12 protein-coding genes are annotated in these 17,820 nt (G+C 49.2%); 11 read left to right on the top strand and 1 reads right to left on the bottom strand.

The annotated features are described in order from the left end of the window. The first annotated feature begins 78 nt into the window (after window positions 1–78). The 8 genes from C812_RS10435 (at window position 79) to C812_RS10400 (ending at window position 11,858) form a co-directional block, all read left to right on the top strand. Window positions 79–2,187, top strand: a complete 2,109-nt coding sequence (locus C812_RS10435) for a chemotaxis protein CheA (RefSeq protein WP_016312624.1) — start codon at window positions 79–81, stop codon at window positions 2,185–2,187. Window positions 2,188–2,189: 2 nt separating this feature from the next. After that, window positions 2,190–2,681, top strand: coding sequence for a chemotaxis protein CheW (locus C812_RS10430; RefSeq protein ID WP_016312623.1), 492 nt, complete (start codon window positions 2,190–2,192; stop codon window positions 2,679–2,681). A gap of 17 nt (window positions 2,682–2,698) precedes the next feature. Continuing rightward, entirely contained in the window at window positions 2,699–4,417 is a 1,719-nt protein-coding gene (locus C812_RS10425) for a methyl-accepting chemotaxis protein (protein WP_016312622.1), read from the top strand. 198 nt (window positions 4,418–4,615) lie between these two features. Further along, window positions 4,616–5,578: an ABC transporter permease gene (locus C812_RS10420; protein ID WP_232228376.1), complete on the top strand. Its 963-nt coding sequence runs from the start codon at window positions 4,616–4,618 to the stop codon at window positions 5,576–5,578. 18 nt (window positions 5,579–5,596) lie between these two features. Further along, entirely contained in the window at window positions 5,597–6,487 is an 891-nt protein-coding gene (locus C812_RS10415; RefSeq protein ID WP_016312620.1) for a carbohydrate ABC transporter permease, read from the top strand. A 119-nt stretch (window positions 6,488–6,606) separates the two neighbouring features. Continuing rightward, a complete protein-coding gene (locus tag C812_RS10410; RefSeq protein WP_016312619.1) occupies window positions 6,607–8,304 on the top strand; it encodes a type 2 periplasmic-binding domain-containing protein in 1,698 nt (565 codons plus the stop codon). 70 nt (window positions 8,305–8,374) lie between these two features. Then, window positions 8,375–10,297 carry a cache domain-containing sensor histidine kinase gene (locus tag C812_RS10405; protein WP_016312618.1) on the top strand — a complete coding sequence of 641 codons (1,923 nt, stop codon included), beginning with the start codon at window positions 8,375–8,377 and terminating at the stop codon, window positions 10,295–10,297. Further along, complete coding sequence (locus C812_RS10400) at window positions 10,269–11,858, top strand: response regulator (protein ID WP_016312617.1); 1,590 nt, start codon at window positions 10,269–10,271, stop codon at window positions 11,856–11,858. The genes C812_RS10405 and C812_RS10400 overlap by 29 nt, the downstream gene beginning before the upstream one ends. A gap of 107 nt (window positions 11,859–11,965) precedes the next feature. Here the strand turns inward: C812_RS10400 and C812_RS10395 are convergent, their stop codons facing one another. Further along, the gene (locus tag C812_RS10395) at window positions 11,966–12,949 is read right to left on the bottom strand and encodes an aldo/keto reductase (protein ID WP_016312616.1); all 984 of its coding nucleotides are present in this window, start codon (window positions 12,947–12,949) and stop codon (window positions 11,966–11,968) included. 423 nt (window positions 12,950–13,372) lie between these two features. Here C812_RS10395 and C812_RS10390 point away from each other — a divergent pair, with 423 nt between their 5' ends. The 3 genes from C812_RS10390 (at window position 13,373) to C812_RS10380 (ending at window position 17,809) form a co-directional block, all read left to right on the top strand. Continuing rightward, complete coding sequence (locus C812_RS10390; RefSeq protein WP_244268302.1) at window positions 13,373–15,664, top strand: AraC family transcriptional regulator; 2,292 nt, start codon at window positions 13,373–13,375, stop codon at window positions 15,662–15,664. Window positions 15,665–15,931: 267 nt separating this feature from the next. Beyond that, the gene (locus C812_RS10385) at window positions 15,932–16,894 is read left to right on the top strand and encodes an ABC transporter permease (protein ID WP_016312614.1); all 963 of its coding nucleotides are present in this window, start codon (window positions 15,932–15,934) and stop codon (window positions 16,892–16,894) included. Window positions 16,895–16,909: 15 nt separating this feature from the next. Continuing rightward, entirely contained in the window at window positions 16,910–17,809 is a 900-nt protein-coding gene (locus C812_RS10380) for a carbohydrate ABC transporter permease (protein ID WP_016312613.1), read from the top strand. The last annotated feature ends 11 nt before the right edge of the window (window positions 17,810–17,820 follow it).

The raw sequence follows: 17,820 nt of genomic DNA, 5'->3' as shown, positions 1-17,820 counted from the left end.
TGACGCAAAAGCTTTTTCCTTTAATTTATTAAACCAGTAAAGGGTACGACATCCACAGGAAGAATAGGGAGGGAAATGATGGGATATCAGCAAGGCGACCCCATATTTGAGGCATACATTACCGAAACCTCTCAGCTGGTCGAACAGCTGGAAGAAATCATTCTGACTTGTGAGAATGCGAATTTCTTCTCAGAAGAGATGATTAACGAGATTTTTCGCATCATGCATACGATTAAGGGCTCTTCCTCGATGATGCAATTTCATAATATAGCGACCTTATCGCATGCATTAGAAGATCTTTTTTCATATTTACGTCAGCACCATCTCAAATTGGAAGATTGGTCTGAGTTGTCCGATTTGATGCTGGAGGGCGTTGACTTTACGAAAATTGAGCTCCATAAAATCAAACATGGCGAGCACGCCGATGGAGATTTTACGGCAATCACGCAGAGAGTTAAAGGGCTATTAGGCTCTCTTGAACAACAACGTTCTATTACCAAAGCAGATGAAAGGGCTTCTCAGGCTGAGATAGTTCGACCATCGAACAATTTTAAAGCTCAGATTCTCTTCACTGAGGATTGCGAGATGGAGAACATCAGAGCGTATCAAATCGTTCATCAACTCAAGGATCAGCTCGAGGATTACTGGCATATTCCGGAGGACGTGCTGGAAGATCCGACATCGGCGGAGACGATACGAAATCAAGGATTTCAGTTGTTTATTCGGACGAGCAAAACGTATGACGAGATCTACTCGGTGCTCTCCCAAACCAGTTATCTGAAGTGTTTGGAACTAGAGCAGGTTGAACTAGACAGAGAACAAGCGGTTTCAGACAAGGAGAAAGCTCAAGAGGTCCAAGATGAGGTTCAAGGAGAGGGACAAGTCGTTCAAGAAATACAAGCTCTTCCTGATTTGCAGAACATTGTAGAGAAACCAAGCTTTTCTAAGCCCGCGATCGTGGACAATCCAACTGTTAAAGAGACGAAGAGTTCAACAAGCGGTTATCAAGGGAAATCCATCAACGTAAATGTGGGCAAGTTGGACGAGCTGATGGATTTGGTTGGGGAATTAGTCATCGCGGAAGCGATGGTCACTCAAAACCCGGATATTATCGGCTTGCAACTGGAGCAGTTTCAAAAGGCTGCAAGTCATTTACAGAAGATCACCAAGGAAATTCAAGACAAGGTGATGGAAATCCGCATGGTTCCGCTAGCCACAACGTTCCAACGAATGCATCGGGTTGTGCGGGATATGAGCAAAAAGCTTGGGAAGAACGTACAGTTACAACTGTTAGGTGAAGAAACGGAAGTAGATAAGAACATTATTGAACATATCTCAGATCCACTGATGCATTTGGTGAGAAATGCGGTTGATCATGGTTTAGAAACCACCCAAGAGCGAATGGAGGCAGGGAAGCCGGAAACCGGAACCTTGACGCTGGAAGCGCTCAATGTTGGCGGCGAAGTCATGATTATCGTGAGAGATGATGGTCGGGGATTAAACAAACAGAAAATTTTAGAGAAGGCAAGAGCGAATCATCTGCTGCATAAATCCGAAGGGGATATGACCGACAAGGAGATCTTCAACCTGATTTTCCTTCCTGGATTTTCGACCAAGGAGAACATCACGGAGTACAGCGGCCGAGGCGTTGGGATGGATGTCGTAATGCAGAACATCGCGGCAGTTGGCGGAACGATTTTTGTTAACAGTGAACCCGGTAAGGGCTCAACCTTTACAATCAAAATTCCGCTTACGCTCGCGATCATTGACGGGATGAATGTTCGGGTGGGAGATGCCCAGTATACGTTACCTACGACGTCGATTAAAGAGTCGTTTAAGCCTCTCGTTAAGGATCTCATTACTGATCCGCACGGGAACGAAATGATCATGGTTCGGGGAGAATGTTACCCGATTCTACGCATTCATGAACGGTATCATGTACCTACAAATACTATCCAGTTAACCGATGGCATTTTGATTATGGTGGAACAGGATGGCAGAGGGTTATGTATTTTTGTGGACGAGCTGGTCGGCCAACAACAGGTTGTTGTCAAAGCGCTGCCGCCTTATATAAGAGGATTTAACACCGTTGAAGGGATATCCGGTTGTACCTTGCTGGGGGATGGGGATATCAGCTTGATTCTGGATGTTCAAGGCTTATTAAAAATGAAAGAAGAGGAGTGGTGAAGATGTCGGAGGCCGTTCGAGAGGATGTAGATCTTTTGGAGGAAGACTCGCAAAAGGATAAGTACTTGACCTTTATTGTGGACGAAGAATGCTATGGGATTGAAATCAGGTATGTAACGGAAATTATCGGGTTGCAGAAAATTACCAGCGTGCCGGAAATGCCCGATTTTGTGCGCGGAATCGTGAATTTGCGGGGCAAAATTATCCCGGTGATGGATGTACGGGTACGATTTAAGAAACCGTTCCGGGAGTATATGGAGCGAACATGTATTGTCGTCATCGACATCAATGAATTATCGATTGGCTTGATTGTTGATAGTGTGGCAGAGGTAATTAGCATCCCGTCCAGTGAAGTCGTGGCACCGCCGGATCTGAATCAACGAAGCAATCGCTTTGTGATGGGTATTGGAAAGGTGGGGAATGAAGTCAAGCTGTTACTGGATTGCGAGAAGCTGCTGAACGATTACGAAGTAGATCAACTATTAAATAATTAAAAATGGGGGCAACAAGTATGAATTGGTTTAGAAATATGAAAATAGCTACAAAGCTGATTTCCGCCTTTATTATTGTATCTTTGATTGCCGGAGCCATGGGAGCGTTTGGGATCTTTAACATGCGCAGCGTGGAGAAAGACTACAAAAATTTATATGTAAACTTTGGTACATCATTCGGAGATTTGGGTTCAGCCGGTATTAACTTCAATGCAATTCGGGTTAAGGTATCAACCATTATTATGAATAAAGACCCCGAAGTTCGTGAACAACTCGTAAGTGAAATTGCTGAATTAGATGCTGACATGAAAGCATACCTTGATAAATTCGAAGCTTCTATCCAAATGGATAATGCCCGGGAACTGTTTGCATCCTTTGAGAAATCGCTCGCACAATATGATGCGACCCGTGAAGAAGTGGTTGAGCTCGCGCTCGCCGGCAAGGAGGATGAGGCATCGGCTTTACTCACGTCGGAGGGATCAAAGACTGCAAACGCAACGAATCAATTAATTGAAGAAATGTTTGAAATGAGAAAAAACAACGGATCTAATCTATCCGCAGAACTCTCGGCTCAAACCGATTCGACAACCGTTACAATGGTTGTCATCGTAGCCCTGATGATGGTCTTGTCCATTGGCTTTGGGATGTTCATTTCTAGAATGATTAGTAAGCCGGTTCAAAAACTGGTTGAGTCTGCAGATCAGATTGCCGATGGTGATTTGAACGTCGTCGTTGACATCTACAGCAAAGATGAAATTGGCGATCTGGCAGCTGCGTTCCGAAAAATGTCCGATAACTTAAACGAAACGATGAGCAACATTCAAACCGCTGCAGATCAAGTTGCTACGGGAGCTAAAGAAATTTCGATCTTAAGTACGACGCTTTCCCAAGGGTCAACGGAGCAAGCCAGCTCGGTAGAACAATTAACCGCATCGATTGAAGAAATCGCCTCGCAAACCCGCAAGAATGCGGATTCTTCGAATGAAGCCAATGAGTTGGCGGAAGCTGCAAGACAAAATGCAATTCTCGGCAATAATCAAATGAAAGAAATGCTCGGCGCGATGGATGAGATCAATGCGGCTTCTGAAAATATTTCTAAAATCATTAAAGTGATTGACGAAATTGCGTTCCAAACTAATATTTTGGCACTAAATGCAGCGGTGGAAGCGGCAAGAGCAGGACAACATGGTAAAGGTTTCGCGGTTGTCGCCGAAGAAGTCCGGAATCTGGCTGCACGTTCTGCCAATGCCGCTAAGGAGACAACGGAACTGATTGAGGGCTCCATCAAGAAAGCAGAAGGCGGAACCGTGATTGCGAAAGAAACGGCCAACGCGCTGCAACAGATTGTTGATGACATTGCCAAAGTTGCAACTATTATCGGCGATATTGCTTCGGCATCGAATGAACAGGCGATTGGAATCAATCAAATCAATCAGGGCATCATGCAAGTATCCCAGGTCGTACAGACCAGCTCGGCGTCTTTGGAAGAAGGAGCCGCCACTAGTGAAGAGCTGTCCAGCCAGGCAGATTTGTTAAAGGAGCAAGTGAACCGCTTCAACTTAAAGAAAGTGCATGCGGGTTCCTATCAATCCATGGATGATATCAGTCCTGATCTTCTTCAATTATTCGAGAAAATGTCTGCCAAGAAATCAAGATCTCGGTCAGGAAATCATTCGAACGCGGAGGCAGAACAAATCACGAAAATTGATCTAAGTGATATTGAATTTGGCAAATATTAAGCGTTAATCTATCTTAATATGTAGACCTAAGCTCGCACCAATCGGTGCGGGCCTTTTTTCGGTCAGCCGAAAAACGAATACACCGAGACGAAATCTGGAGCATATCCCTACGACTCGATCCCAAGTACAATAGATACAGAAAGGTGAAAGTGCTTACATTACTAGACTTGAACAGCTTGGAGGTCAGAGGAGATGGATATGAAGCCGTCGACGCAACCCGCAGCCATGCAAGAGATAGAGACGCCGCCTTCATCAAGGCGAAAATGGCTGAAGAAACTTTACTCGCAAAGACATATTCAAATTATGGCTTTGCTTGGCATCGCTTGGATGATTATTTTCAACTATATTCCAATGTACGGTGTCATTATTGCTTTTAAGGATTACGACATTATCCGAACGATTGCAGAAGCACCATGGGTTGGTTTGGAACATTTCAAAGAGTTTCTGTCCGATGAAAATTTCGGCTATGTGATCAAAAATACGCTGGGGATCAGTTTCCTGAAGCTGCTCACTTTTCCGTTGCCCATTATCTTCGCCTTGTTCCTGAACGAGGTTCGCTCGCTCCGGTACAAGAAAGCGATCCAAACGATCTCCTACCTGCCCCACTTCCTGTCTTGGGTCGTACTTGGCGGGATCCTGGCAACTTGGTTGTCGGATGTAGGGATCATCAACGAGATCTTTATGGCTTTGCATATTATCGATAAGCCGATCTCCTTCTTGGCGGAGCCGAAGTACTTCTGGACGATCGTCATCACCTCGGATGTCTGGAAGGAGCTGGGCTGGTCCGCAATCATCTATTTGGCGGCCATTACAAGCATTTCGCCCGAGATGTACGAAGCGGCAACGATTGACGGAGCTGGGCGTTTTCAGCAAATGTGGTATGTGACGCTTCCAGCCATCAAAGCGACGATCAGTATTTTGTTCATTCTGGCAGTCAGCGGTGTGCTGAACTCCAACTTTGATCAAATCCTGGTGTTACGTAACTCACTGAATGATAGTGCAAGTAACGTCATTGACTACTATGTCTACTACACGGGGATATCCTCGGGCCGTTATTCGTATTCAACAGCAATCAACTTGTTCAAATCTGTGATTGCACTAGCTCTGCTGCTGATTGCGAACCAAGTTACCAAAAAACTCAACGACACTTCGTTGTTTTAGGCCAAGGGGGACCTGCTTATGTTTTCATTACGCCGCAGAACAAAAGGCGATGTCGTCTTCGATACAGTTAACAATTTAGTGATGCTCGTCGTATGTTTTGTTACCTTGTATCCGATCTGGTATGTGTTGGTGAACGCTTTTAACGACGGGAAGGATGCGATGCTTGGCGGTATCTACTGGTGGCCGCGGAAGTTCAGCTTTGAGAATTTTGAAGCGGTCTTTGAAAATCCCGGCATCATGACAGCGATGGGGCTCACCGTAGCCAAGACCGTCATTGGGGTGGTCGCACACGTCTTCTTTACGGCGATGGTCGCGTACGCGTTCTCTCGCAGAGACCTCATCGCAGGAAAGTTCTATATCTTTATGGGAACGATCACGATGATCTTCTCAGGAGGGCTGATTCCAACCTTCCTCCTCATTCGCGATTTGCATATGCTCGATAAATTTATCGTTTATATTATTCCCGTGTTGTTCAGTTTCTTCGATCTGATTATCTTCATGACCTTCTTCCGGGACATTCCCGATGGTCTGGAGGAAGCAGCCCGAATCGATGGAGCAAGCGATTGGACCGTCTTCCTGCGGGTCGTGCTGCCGGTATCGCTGCCCGTTCTCGCCACCATCGCTTTGTTCCATGGGGTGTATCAGTGGAATGACTATTTTACGGGGATCATTTATGTCAACAACGAGAACCTGCAGCCAATTCAGACGTTCCTGTACCGGGTTGTGGCACAGTCCAGCTCCAATATCATGACGACAGCGGTACAGGGGAGTGCGATAACCAAAACGGTCACATCCCAATCGATCAAGCTGGCAACCATGGTCGTGACCACCTTGCCAATCGTATTTGCTTATCCGTTCCTGCAACGCTACTTCGTTAAAGGGATGATGATCGGCTCGATCAAAGGTTAAGTGTAAGACTCTGGTAAACTCGCTCTATCACAGTTGGTAACTCCTCCGAGCCGCATTACGACGGCTCTGGAGTTGCACATAAATGGAATTACATCAAACGAGAAAAGGGGTAAAAAAGCATGGGCATGAAAAGCAAGTCCAAAAAAGTGATGATGCTGCTGATGGCGGCCATCATGGTCCTGTCCCTGGCTGCTTGCGGAGGCAATGGCAATAGCAGCAAAGAAAGCGCTAACAATGCTGCTGCGAACACCAACAGCAATACCGGCACGCAGGACAGCGCCGATCCGGCTGCAACACCATCGGCAGACGAGCCGGGATGGAAATCCGATACGTCCCCCATCACCTTCGATTGGTACCTGAACTTTGCTTGGTTCCCGAATAAATGGGGCGTTGATCCAACCTCCCAATATGTCACGAAGAAAACCGGCGTGAACATCAACTTCATCGTCCCTGCCGGGAATGAGAACGAGAAGCTGAATACGCTGATCGCTTCCGGCAAGCTGCCTGACTTCATTACGCTGGGCTGGTGGGAAGACGGTGTGAAGAAAATGATCGAAGGCGGACTGGTGGAGCCGCTGAACAAATTGGCGGAACAATACGATCCGTACTTCTTCAAGGTCGCTGATCCAGATAAATTGGGGTGGTATACGCAACAAGACGGGAACGTATACGGTTATCCGAACTCTTCCTCGTCTCCGAAAGACTATGAGAAATACGGCGACAAGTACGTATCCAACCAAACGTTCGTCGTACGTAAAGATATTTATGAAGCGATCGGCAGCCCAGACATGCGGACTCCGGAAGGCTTCGTTGCTGCTCTGAAAGCCGCTCAAGAGAAGTTCCCTGAAGTGAACGGGCAGCCGCTGATTCCGCTGGGATTGCATGAATTTACGGCTACCGGTAACGACTCCTTGGAAGGCTATCTGCAGAACTTCCTGGCAATTCCGAGAGAGAAAGACGGCAAGCTGTACAACCGTGAAACGGATCCGGAATATATTACTTGGTTGAAAACGCTGCGTAAAGCGAACGAAGAAGGCTTGTTGGCGAAGGACATCTTTATCGACAAACGCGCTCAAATGGAAGAAAAAATCGCGCAAGGCCGTTACTTCGCAATGCTGTACCAACGCACCGACTTTGCAGCTCAACAAGGTACCTTGTATCAACAAGATCCAAACAAGATTTACATCGCCGTGGACGGTCCGGCTAACTCGAAACTGGATCCGCCTACGTTAAACGGTCCTTCGATCTCCGGCTGGACAGTAACCCTGATCTCCAAGGACGTGAAGGATAAGGCTCGCGCGATCAAATTCCTGACGTACCTGATGAGTGAAGAAGGACAGAAAGACCTGTATCTGGGTGAAAAAGGCGTCAGCTACGATACGATTGACGGGAAAGATCAATTTAAACCAGAAGTATTTGATCTCATGAATAAGGATCGTTCCGCTTTCGATAAGCAATATGGTTCCTCCTTCACATTCTGGATGATGCAAGATACGAACATCATTCAGCAATGGCAGCCTGAATCGGTAGAACCGTACAAACAATTGGAAGACTGGACTCGTGGTAAAACGGTAAGCGTCTCCGAGTTCGACCTGCTTGACCCGCTGGCCAACTCGGAAGAAGGCATCATCCTCGGCAAGATCAAGGATCTGCGCGGCAAAACGTTGCCGAAGCTCTTGATGGCATCGTCCGAAGCTGAGTTTGATAAGATCTGGGCGGATTACATCAAGAAGCAAGAAGATCTGGGGCTTGCCAAAGTCCAGGCGTTCCAGCAAACTAAGTATGAAGAGAACAAGAAGAAACTTGGCAAAGAATAATCGTTAATGCCCAAAAAATGCCCGCATTCCGCGGGCTTTTGGGCTTTTATTCAAAGGAGTCGCTCGGCATATGGGAAGAAGCAAACCTTGGACAGCTTGGTGGGAGTCATTTAAATATTGGTTTGGGCGCCGCTCGCTTCAGAGCCGCCTGCTTGCTTCGTATATCTTTATCATCTTGGGCCCCAGTGCGCTGGTGTCCTATTATTCCTATGGTTTGATTAACAATATGTATATCCGTGATGCCGAGGACAAGAACAACTCGCTGCTGGAGATGGAAATCCAGCATATTGAGACACAGATTGAATCGATGGTACGGGCGGTGCAGGTCGCCTATGATGATATCGAAGTTCGAGATTATCTTGCGAATACGACCGAACCCGGCACCGAAGAACTGGTAAATTTCAGTAACCACAGCTTCAAAAGCCTAACACGCATTCAATATTACAACCCGAATGTGGAGCATTTGCGCCTGTTCTCTAGCAGCAACGTGACCGAAATTTGGCCGATTTTTTTCCGGGAGAGCCGGGTGGCGGAAGAGCCGTGGTATCAAGAAGCGAAGGAATTAAAAGGCATGGAGTCCTGGTCGTTCTTACACAATGATCCAGACATCATGGAACGCTATCAAGGGCAGACCCCCGCTCCAACGCCCAAAGTGTCTTTGCTGCGGGAAATGAGCATTCCAGCGAATCATCATGTTGGAATGGTTCAGGTTGATATGCTGCTCGAGAAGTTTAGTCCAAGGACTTATGCGGCGGTTCCGAACAGTGACTCGCAAATGGTGCTGATGGACAGCAAAGCCCAGATCTTTACCCGTGAACGAGATTCTTATCTCCAAGCGAATCCAGGACTGGAGCAGGCGATCCGGGAGCGTCTGATGCACTTCAAAGAAACAGGCGAATGGAATAATGACTATAAAGAGAACGGAAAATCATTTCTGCTGCTGCACAAGCCCATCGAACGAATCAATGCGGACTTGGTGAATGTCGTTTCGATGGACGGTGTGTTTAAAGAAATTTCACATATGCGGAATATATTGATCGGTGCCAATATCGGCTTTATTACGTTGGTTACGATCATTGCTTATATTCTTAATGCGTTTATCCTGAAGAATCTCCGTGTGCTGACGGAAGAGATGAAGAAAGTACGACGCGGTGAGGCATACAGCGGCATTACGATCCGTGGCGGCGGTGAGGTTGGCGAGTTGGCGCATCATTTCTCCAAACTAATGAACACCATTAATACGCTGGTGGCTCAAGCAGTTTACAAAGAAGCGCTTACGAAAGAAGCGGAGCTCCGAACGCTTCACAATCAGATTGATGCCCATTTTTTGTATAATACGTTAGAGAACATTAAAATGCTGGCGGAGATCGAAAATCAAAGACAAATTTCTGATGCGCTGACTTCTCTCGGAGGCATGATGCGATACAATTTCAAATGGTCCGGGGAGTACGTCAAGCTGCGCGATGAGCTTCGCCATATCGAAAATTATATCGATGTGATGAATATCCGGTTTGATGAACCCATCGACCTGCGGCTGGATATTCCGCAGGATCTCCTGGATATGGAGATGCTCAAAATGTCGCTTCAACCGATCGTCGAAAATGCGGTGAAGCACGCTTGGGAAGGGGATGAGACGGGGCCGCGGAACATCTCGATTCAGGTGCAGCAATTGCCGCAAAGTGACATTCGAATTGTCGTCAAGGACAACGGAAGAGGGGTCGACGAAGCTTCGCTGGCTGAATTGAACCTGGAACTGGATAAGGTCGGCCTTACGGATAAAGCTCCGGGGAATTTTGCGCCGAAGCCGCCAAATCAATACGGAATTGGCCTTCGCAATGTTCAGGAGCGCATTCGCTTATATTATGGTAAACAATACGGCCTCAAGGTTTTCAGCGATCAAGGACAGTATACAGAGGTAGTGATGATAATGCCGAAGGTGCTGTTAACGGGGAGGGTTGGCACAGATGAGATTCAAACTATTGATCGTGGATGACGAGAAGAATATCCGTATTGGGCTAAAAACGATGATTGAACGGGAGTTCCCGGAACAATTCGAGATCTCGATGGCAGCTCAGGGGGCAGAAGCCCTCGAGCTGTATCAGGCCCAAGGCGCTGATGTGATCATTACAGATATCCGCATGCCCGTCATGGATGGCATTGCACTCATCGAACAAGTATCGGAAGGACCGCAGCCCGCCATTCAAAACGGTCGACCACAAATTCTGATTCTGAGTGGATACGAAGATTTTCGGTATGCCAAAGCCGCGATCCGGTATCAGGCGGTGGATTATTTGCTCAAGCCGATTCGCCGGGATGAGCTGTTTGCCGCGCTGCGCAAGTGCGAGGAGAACATCGCGAAGCGTTCGCAAATGGCTGAGCAGTTAGCCGTGACGGAAAGCTATCGACTGCAGGTACAATCGGTACGTTTGCAGGAGCTCCTGTTGCAAACGGATTTGAGCGAAGAGGATATTGGCATTTGGAGTTCCGAAATCGGTTTCGACCAGTATACTTTACCTTTCTCGGTTGCAGCCTTGATTTACAAAAATTTAGATGGCAGTCGCATGAAGAAAGAAGATCTAAAGTCGCTTGCCGAGCATATGTTTGAAAGCGTGGATGGGATTCTCAGCGCTACCTTGCTGGATCGCGATGGGCGAATGATTCTGGTTGGCGGCCCTAGAAGCAAGTTTGAGGATTTGTCCCTATTGGCGGCAGAACGGGAACTTGACGGGATGCTGATTGGTGTCAGCCAGGAGGGGAGCAGTCTTACGGACCTGCCGCGATGTTATCGTCAGGCCTGTGAAGCGTTGAAATACACGTTCATCTATCCGAAAGCCCGGTTAATCTGGTATGAAGAAATGAATTCGAATCGCTTGTTTCTTCCCGTACCAAAGGAGGCCATTCGCAAGCTGGGAAATATTCTGGGGACGAATCGAGAGAAGGAAATTGGGCCGCTGTTGCATGAGATTTTCCGGGTAGATCAGCTGCCTGAATTAGATATTACGTATCTGGAATCAGTCAGCCGGCATATGAACGAGCAGGTATTGGATGAAGTGTTCCGGGTGTATGGAGAAGCATCCGTAGATGTGCTGAAGCTCTATCGCAAAGTCGGGGATATGTCGAGTTTCTGTCATTTTCATGATTATTTCCGATCACTGGAACAGCTGCTATTCGATCTTGACGCCTATATCAAGGAAATTCGATCCGCCCACAGTGAGCATGGCGATATGAAAGAAGCCGTGGCGTATATCGAGAGTCATTACCACCGTCCATTAAATATGGCAATCGTCAGCAATCATGTCTCGTTGAACTACTCCTATTTTAGTGAGGCGTTTAAGGCGTATACCGGGGAAAATTTTGTCACCTATTTGAAAAAAGTCCGGATCCGCAAAGCGAAAGAGCTGCTCGAAGGCGGCTCCACCAAGCTGTCGGAGATCAGCAATGCGGTGGGGTTCGAGAATACCCGCCATTTCTCCCGCGTCTTCAAAGAGCTGGAGGGAGTGTCACCGCAGGAATACCGCGATAAGTTGGTGGCCGGTAACGGGCGGCAGATGTAACCGTTCATAGATAAAGGGAGAGGAACGCGCGGATAAGCCCGTGCTTTCCTCTCCCTTTCGTTTCGCCGATGATGGGGTCAGACGCTTGCTTGGCAGTCCGGTCCGGACTACAGGCTCAACTGTTTCATTGCTTCCTCCGGGTAGCGAGGGCCGGAGGCAGCTCCCTTGGGAGCGACCTCATCGATCCGCGCCAAATCCGCCTTTGTCAGCTTGACGTCAAGCGCGCCGACATTTTCCTCGAGATAGCGTCTGCGCTTCGTTCCCGGAATCGGCACGATATCCTCTCCCTGGGCTAACAGCCAAGCGAGCGCCAGTTGGGACGGCTCGCAGTTTTTCTCAGCAGCGATTTCCTTGATCTTCTCGACCAGATCGAGATTTCGCTTGAAGTTCTCGCCCTGGAAGCGCGGCGAATTGCGGCGGAAATCGTCCTCTGCGAGGTCCTCGTACTTCCGGATCTGACCGGTCAGAAATCCCCTCCCGAGCGGGCTGTAAGGGACAAAGCCGATGCCGAGCTCGCGGCAGACCGGCAGAATCTCATCCTCCACATCGCGGCTCCACAGCGAATATTCAGTTTGCAGCGCAGTTATCGGATGCACGGCGTGCGCGCGGCGGATGGTGGACGGTCCGGCCTCGGACAGGCCGATAAAGCGTACCTTGCCCTCCTTCACGAGCTCGGCCATGGCGCCGACGGTTTCTTCAATCGGTGTATTGGGATCGACCCGATGCTGATAATAGAGGTCGATGTGATCGACGCCAAGCCGACGAAGGCTCGCTTCGCAGGCGGATCGAACATAATCGGGCTTGCCGCTGATGCCGAGAAACTGCCCCTCCGGACCGCGTACATTGCCGAATTTGGTGGCGATGACGACTTCATCGCGATGGCCTTTGAGCGCTTTGCCGAGCAATTCCTCGTTCTTCCCCACGCCGTACATATCGGCTGTATCAAAGAAAGTGACGCCGAGCTCCAGTGCGCGGTAGATGGTGCGGATCGATTCTTCTTCATCGCGTCCGCTGTAGAAGTCGGACATACCCATGCAGCCGAGTCCGATCGCCGACACCTCAAGCCCCTTGCCCAATATTCTCTTCTTCATTTTCGCTACCGCCTTTCTCCCTTAAATTCGAATTAGCTGTCTTCGCTATACGTCTTCGAGTGTTCGTCGTGCCGGTGACAAGCTCGGATCCATTTGCCGCCGACCTGTTCCGTTACACCCATACTAGCACATATAGCTTACCTCCCTTTCGGTGAAACAATCATAGCACGGCCTATTACACATTTCAATATACAAAAATAATATTTTGTAACTCGAATCTGAGATTGGGGTGGGGAGAGTAACATGAAATATCAAAAAAAAGCCATGAAAGAGAGGGCGCGAAGATGGTTCGGCTATAGGGCCAGTAGACGTGGGAATAGCCCTAAGAGCACCGATGATGTATAATTTATCCAAGTGTGGATTGAAAACGCTTTATTTTAGTTGACCCAGAAGTCTGCTGCGGATAAGACCATTTCGGAGGGGATGAAGGGGAAGATGAAACGGATTCCGATGATGCTTCAGTTAGGAATCATCCTGTTCTGCGTCATGGCGGTTCCTGCGATTATTCTGACGTTGTACAGCGGAACGCAAATTTTGCGGTATTCAGAGAAGGCGATTGCCGAATCTTCCCTGGCGGGGCTGGATGCGAACCGAAGACTAACCGAAACGGCTTTAAACAATCTGGCGCAAGATACGGTGCGGCTGACCGCGAACCGGGTGTTTGACCGCATTCGTTCGTTCGAAACGTATGCTGAGTTACAGGGGAATTATCAACATGTCAGCCAAGCTCTGGTCGTGCTCCGGGAGCTGGTGAATTTGAATCATCGGGTGAACGGGGTATATTCCTCTTATTTCTACTTAAGCGATGCAGATTATGTGGTCTCAACTGACAAGGGTATCACTATGCTGGATCGCTATGAATCGTTGGGCTGGCTGGATGAAGCGTTGGCCGGACGCCGGGGGATTAGCGGCGTATGGTACCCGCGCCAACTGGCCACCGGGGAGACCGTTATATCTTATGTCTTGCCGCTCAGCCGCTTGTCCACAACCACCCGTGGCACGATCGTAGTCAACTTGCGGGAAAGTCAGATCGGCACGTATTTACAGTCGACGGAACCCGAGGAGCAAGGCTATGTGCTGTTAAATGCGGACGGGATGATCCTGTCGCATAACGACAAGTCGCTGCTGCTTACCGAGGGGCGCGATCAACCATATCTTCAGAGCATTCTAGAGAGCAAAGCGGAGAAAGGGTACGCCTTCCACGAACTGAATGGGGAGCGCCTGTTATATACGTGGTCTTATTCCAAGCTGTTTGACTGGTGGAATGTAAACGTCTATTCCATGGACGCGCTCATGACCAAGACGAATAAGCTGCAGCATAATATCGTTTGGTTGACGGCCGTCGTAATTTTTGCCGGCTCGGTGTTGACGGTGTTCCTTGCAACCTGGTTATCCAAACCGTTGCGGGAGTTGGTGAGGACCGTAAGATCCCGCGGCAGTCGAGGGGTGTCGGACAAAAATGAACTGGCCTTCCTCAACTCGGTCTTCCAGCGGATGCAAGAGGAAGAGGAGCAACTGTATAAACTGCTGCAGGAACGGGAGCAGGATGCCCGCAGTTTGACGGTTCATCGTTTGTTGCGCGGGGAAGAGGTGCAGTCCGTAGAAGAGATCTTCCCCGAAGCGAATTACCTCGTGGCGGTCCTCTCGATTGATCGGTATCGAAGCTATGTGGACGCGACAAACCCAGAAACCCGCAGCTATCACCGGTATTTGATCGTCACCCATAGCGAAAACGTGTTTCCGCCTGGGATATCGGCGAGGTGTGTTTATCAAGGTGAGGGATGCTTCGCCGTGGTGGTCAATTTCGGAGAAGGGGAAGCCGATTGCGGTTACGAAGGCATTAAGGAAGCGCTGGGGACGCTTCGTCAGTATGCCGGAAAATTGCTGGGGCATACCGTGACCGTTGGCGTCAGCAGCCGGACAGAGAGCTGCTCCGAACTACAGGACCACGCGGCGGAGGCGATGGAGGTTATCAAGCAGCGCATGGTGAACGGCGGCGGCGGGATCTCCTTCTGGAGCGAGGAGGATGAACGCGGGCGCGGCAAGCATTATCTGTATCCCGTGGACAGCGAGAGACGGATCCTTAATTACTTGACTGCGGGTGAGCTTGAGCGGCTGCTGGAGGAATTAACGGCGATTCGTCAGGAAATTCAAGGATCCCCGTCAATTTCCTACGACAACATCATGTTCATCTATCATCAGTTAGTTGGGGTTACGATTAAGCAGCTTCGGGAAAATCAAATCAACCCAACGCGGATTTTTGCCGGGCGGGGAAACATCTATTCCTCCATCGCGTCGATGGACACGTTGGAGGAGTTGGATGCGTATATGCGTGAGTTCTACCGCGATATTGTTCAATACCTGGCTCGCAAGCCAGAGAGTGACGCGGGGTATGGAGATCGCATTCTTCGTTACCTGGATGCGCATTATTGCGAAGAGATCGTCTTTGAGGAGATGGCCAAAGAGATTGGCATCAGTTATTCCTATATGCGAAAGATCGTTTACGAGACGACGGGGACCAGCCTGATCGATTACCTTAACCTGCGGCGCATCGAGAAAGCGAAGGAGCTGCTGCTGGAATCCGGGATGACGGTGAAGCAGATTGCGGCGGAAGTGGGTTACGGGAACGTCCAGAGCTTTAACCGGTTTTTCCGGAAATATGAAGGGATGCCGCCGAGCGGTTACAAGGCAAGCAAGCTGCGGAGCTCGGGATAGATACGGTGGAGCTGTATTGCTTCGGAGAGAGCCGGGGCATATAGCTCCATTTTTGCTACAACCTATCAAATTTGATCTTTTTGCTGCAGGAAACAAGCGATTTGCAGGCTTTAGAATCAAAAATGAAGCTTAGTATCAAAACTCATGATTTACGGCGGCCGGGCGGGGCGGTATGATTTGACACAAACTCACCATCGCTAAACCGCAAGATGAGATGGAACCGAGTCCGAAACGAGCCAGGCCAGAATGAACGAGGAGGTGAATGTTATGAAATTTGTAAGCGCTTCAAATGTGAAGTCCAAGCCAAAGCTGGACCCTTCGTTAGGTCGGGGGGCCGCATTTTATCTTCGACGGGATTGGGAGCTTTATGTGCTGCTGCTGATTCCATTGTCCTTTGTACTCTTGTTCAAATACGCACCGATGTCCGGGCTTGTGCTCGCCTTTAAAGACTACAAAATCGCCCGGGGGTTCTGGGGCAGCGAATGGGTAGGCTTTGAAGTGTTCACCGAGATCTTCGGAAAACACGACTTCGGCCGTGCGGTCCGCAATACGTTGTTGCTGAATACGCTCGATCTGGTTTTTAGCTTCACGATTCCTGTGCTTCTTGCCATTTTGCTTAATGAAATCAAGAACGTGAAGTTCAAACGGATGAATCAGACGTTGCTCTATCTGCCGCATTTCCTGTCCTGGATTATTATCGGGGCCATCGCTTATCAACTTCTGAGCGAAAGCAACGGCGTCATTAATAATCTCATAGCGATGATGGGCGGGACACGCATTCCCTTCCTGCAAGAAGATTACAACTGGCTGGTCAGTTATCTGGCGATCGGTGTCTGGCAAAGCATGGGCTGGGGAACGATCATCTACCTGGCCTCGATGAGCGGCATCAACCCCGAGCTGTATGAGGCAGCGACCGTGGACGGTGCCGGAAGGTGGCGGAAAGTATGGAATGTGACGCTGCCTTCGATTCGCCCAACGATCGTCACGCTGCTCATCATGAATTTGGGCCGGGTCATGGAAGGATCTTTTGAACGAATCTTTGCCTTGCAAAATAAAGCGACAACAGAGTTCACGACGACGATCCCGGTATTGGTGTACCGCTGGGGGATTGAGAGCGGGAACTTCAGCCGCGCCACTGCACTGGGGCTGTTCCAGTCTGTCATTGGACTCGCGCTCGTGCTGATGGCCGATCGGGTCGCCAAGAAGCTTGGCGAAGACGGGTTGCTCTAAGAAAGGAGGCGAACCATGAAAGCATCCGCAAACACGCTCCCGCTGCGTCGCAGCAAACGCTATGATATCTGGGATGTCCTCATCCATATCACGATCGTTCTCGCCTCGCTCGTATGCCTGCTGCCGTTTCTCCACGTCGTCGCCAAATCATTAAGCGATGACGCGTATGTCATCGCGAACAAGGTGTTCTTATGGCCCGAAGGGTTTACCTTGGAGGCGTACAGTAAAATTTTTGCTGACGCCAGCATCCTGCGCTCCTTGTATGTGTCGGTGGTGGTGACGGTGCTGTTCACCTTGCTGGGCATGATCATTACGGTTTGCGCGGCGTATCCCTTATCTCGCAAGCAACTGAAGGGCCGTACGACGTTGACCTTTCTCTTCATGTTCACCTTGTACTTCAGCGGCGGGATCATTCCCGAATACATGCTGATTAGCAATCTCGGTATGCTGGATACGTGGTCGGCGCTGATTCTGCCGCAAGCGTTCAGTGCTTTTAATCTGCTGATCATGAAGACGGCGATCTCCAGCAGCATTCCGGTCAGCCTGGAGGAATCGGCGCGGATCGACGGTGCGGGGCATTTCCGCATCCTGTGGAGCATCGTGCTCCCGCTCTCCAAGCCCATCTTGGCTACGTTGTCGCTGTTTTACGCGGTGGGGCGCTGGAACGCTTATCAAGACGCTCTTTTTTACATTAAACAACGGGTGGATTTACGGCCATTGCAGCTCAAATTGTATTACCTGGTCATTCAGGCGAGCGAAAGCTTCCAACTGGAAGCGACGCAAGTATCGTTAAGCAATCCCGAGGTGCTCAAAGCCTCGTGTGTTGTATTCGCTACCCTGCCGATCTTGTTCGTGTATCCGTTCATCCAGAAGTATTTCGTCCAGGGGGTCATGCTCGGGGCGGTGAAGGAGTAGCCATCTATTCA

The organism is Paenibacillus barengoltzii G22 (assembly GCF_000403375.2).
Taxonomy (GTDB): domain Bacteria; phylum Bacillota; class Bacilli; order Paenibacillales; family Paenibacillaceae; genus Fontibacillus; species Fontibacillus barengoltzii.
Note: the sequence above shows the minus strand (reverse complement) of the source record. Positions and strands in the feature narration are given on the sequence as shown.

Bases quoted from the DNA above. Each gene is read 5' to 3' on its own strand.
- C812_RS10435 (WP_016312624.1), top strand. From the start codon at position 79: ATGGGATATCAGCAAGGCGACCCCATATTTGAGGCATACATTACCGAA.
- C812_RS10430 (WP_016312623.1), top strand. From the start codon at position 2,190: ATGTCGGAGGCCGTTCGAGAGGATGTAGATCTTTTGGAGGAAGACTCG.
- C812_RS10425 (WP_016312622.1), top strand. From the start codon at position 2,699: ATGAATTGGTTTAGAAATATGAAAATAGCTACAAAGCTGATTTCCGCC.
- C812_RS10420 (WP_232228376.1), top strand. From the start codon at position 4,616: ATGAAGCCGTCGACGCAACCCGCAGCCATGCAAGAGATAGAGACGCCG.
- C812_RS10415 (WP_016312620.1), top strand. From the start codon at position 5,597: ATGTTTTCATTACGCCGCAGAACAAAAGGCGATGTCGTCTTCGATACA.
- C812_RS10410 (WP_016312619.1), top strand. From the start codon at position 6,607: ATGGGCATGAAAAGCAAGTCCAAAAAAGTGATGATGCTGCTGATGGCG.
- C812_RS10405 (WP_016312618.1), top strand. From the start codon at position 8,375: ATGGGAAGAAGCAAACCTTGGACAGCTTGGTGGGAGTCATTTAAATAT.
- C812_RS10400 (WP_016312617.1), top strand. From the start codon at position 10,269: ATGAGATTCAAACTATTGATCGTGGATGACGAGAAGAATATCCGTATT.
- C812_RS10395 (WP_016312616.1), bottom strand. From the start codon at position 12,949: ATGAAGAAGAGAATATTGGGCAAGGGGCTTGAGGTGTCGGCGATCGGA.
- C812_RS10390 (WP_244268302.1), top strand. From the start codon at position 13,373: ATGAAGGGGAAGATGAAACGGATTCCGATGATGCTTCAGTTAGGAATC.
- C812_RS10385 (WP_016312614.1), top strand. From the start codon at position 15,932: ATGAAATTTGTAAGCGCTTCAAATGTGAAGTCCAAGCCAAAGCTGGAC.
- C812_RS10380 (WP_016312613.1), top strand. From the start codon at position 16,910: ATGAAAGCATCCGCAAACACGCTCCCGCTGCGTCGCAGCAAACGCTAT.